General features: G+C 33.6%; 3 protein-coding genes. All 3 read left to right on the top strand.

Annotation, left to right across the window (positions count from 1 at the left end; translation table 11 throughout):
* Window positions 1–609 (top strand): polymorphic toxin type 15 domain-containing protein (locus tag K1I97_RS09990; RefSeq protein WP_223332344.1); only part of this gene is annotated, 609 nt, incomplete at its 5' end.
* Window positions 610–620: 11 nt separating this feature from the next.
* A complete protein-coding gene (locus K1I97_RS09985) occupies window positions 621–1,160 on the top strand; it encodes a T6SS immunity protein Tdi1 domain-containing protein (protein WP_223332345.1) in 540 nt (179 codons plus the stop codon).
* Between the two features lie 51 nt (window positions 1,161–1,211).
* Window positions 1,212–1,778, top strand: a complete 567-nt coding sequence (locus tag K1I97_RS09980; protein WP_223332346.1) for an SMI1/KNR4 family protein — start codon at window positions 1,212–1,214, stop codon at window positions 1,776–1,778.
* Window positions 1,779–1,964: the final 186 nt, after the last annotated feature.

The following is a 1,964-nucleotide window of genomic DNA, read 5'->3' as shown; positions in this document are numbered from 1 at the left end:
ACCAAAAAGATTCAGCAATTTTCTGTCGAACACAGACAAAAGATTCAGAACTTTGAAGGAAGAGGTGGGGGAAGAACTAGTAATAAAACTCCAAAAATTCAACATATAGATGACATTCCACGTATTGAAGAGATAAAGGTCAAATTTAATCATAATCCGAAACATCGTGAAGAAGAATTCTCACGTCAATTAGCAGATCAACAAAATGGAATGAACGAGTTGACTGTTCAGGAATATCTTGACAATCGTGAAAGATATATCGCTGAAGGACGTGCTTTAGAGGGGAACGCTGTTCAACAAGCGGCACGAAGAGAAGCCTTATCTAGAAAATATAAGGAATTAAGAAAATCCGGATTGAATCGTCAAGATGCGACATTACAAGCTGAAGAATGGTTAGCCACTCAAGCAGCTCTTCACAATCCTGATCAGATAGCTGGAGGATATCCAGACAAGATTGGTGGCATGGGCGATACTGGTGTCAACTCATCTATCGGAATTCAATGGAGATATCGTATTGATTATGTTGATGAGCAGATTCTGACAATAGCAAAAACAATGTCCCCAGAACAATTACAGAGTACATATTTAAATGTAAGGCTTACTTATTGAAAGGAGTATCAATGATTTCAAATTTTGTAAAAGTCGCAGACATGCCAAAAGAGGTGATTGAAAAATATAAAAATAAAGTTCCGGTTGAATTGCTTGATATTTGGGAAAACCAAGGATTGGGTACCTTTTTAAATGGTTATCTAAAAGTTATAAATCCAGATGACTATATTGAGTTAATTACAGATTCATATTTTAGGGGAGATGTTGCTATTCCAATATTTGCGACGGCTTTTGGAGACATCATAACTTGGGAAAAAAATGAATTTTTAGGGTTCATTAACTATAAATTTGGAACTTTCGATATATTTTTAGAAGATTTGCCTATGTTCTTACATTCTCTTTCTGATGAAAGTTTTACAGATGATTATTTTGAATTACCACTTTACAAAGAAGCAATTGAAAAATATGATATGTTGGATTATGAACAGTGTTTTGGTTTTGTACCATTACTAGCACTAGGTGGATTCAAAGATGTGGATCATCTAGATAAGGTTAAAATGTATGAGCATATCTTGTTAATTACCACATTGGTTGGCAAGATTGGAATGTAGAATATTAGTTTAAAATTTGATGATATGCTGAACTGAGAATAAGGAAATGCTATGTTAAGAATTTTTCCATTTGATAAAACAGGTGTTTCAGATGCGTTAGTTCAATTCGAAAAAAAATATGAATTTTTATTACCTAAAGAATATAGAAGTTTCTTATTAAAATATAATGGTGGAAACACCTTACAGACAAGCTTTAAAACAAAGAAAGAGAGTTCGGATATTCGAGCCTTTTATGGTTTTGGAAATGCTGACTATGAATATAATTTCCAGTATTTCCTCGACCATGATTTTCTATCCACTCATATTCAAACTGGCTATCTACCGATAGCAGAGGATAGTTTTGGAAATTATATTCTTTTAGGAATTTCTAAACAAAATTATAATCTCATAGCATTTTTTGATCATGAAAAACAAAAGATTATCTCCTTCAATCTTTCGTTTAAAGAGTTTCTGGCTACTATAAAAAGTAAAGTGTGTAAGATTAAATCTATTGACGAAAGAATTCAAAAAATGAAAGAAGTAAATAGTCCAGTCATTGTTGATGATGAGTTAAAAGCTTTATGGCAAGAAGAAATTGATAAGTATGCGGGTCGTGAGCAAGTCATTGTTAAGCTTTAATCTCATTTTATTAAATGTGATAGCCTAGTGTTATCACATTTTCATTATTCTTCTATTTCTCTACTAACGATGATATAGGTTACGTTTCAGAGGCGGATTTTGGTATCTAGATCGTCGGCACGGTTGCCTCAGGTGGTCTCTTAGCTCCTGCGAGCTTAGCTATAGGCACGACTCTTTTAGGGGGCG

This window comes from Streptococcus oralis, from assembly GCF_019929345.1.
In the GTDB taxonomy this organism is placed as follows: Bacteria; Bacillota; Bacilli; order Lactobacillales; family Streptococcaceae; genus Streptococcus.
Note: the sequence above shows the minus strand (reverse complement) of the source record. Positions and strands in the feature narration are given on the sequence as shown.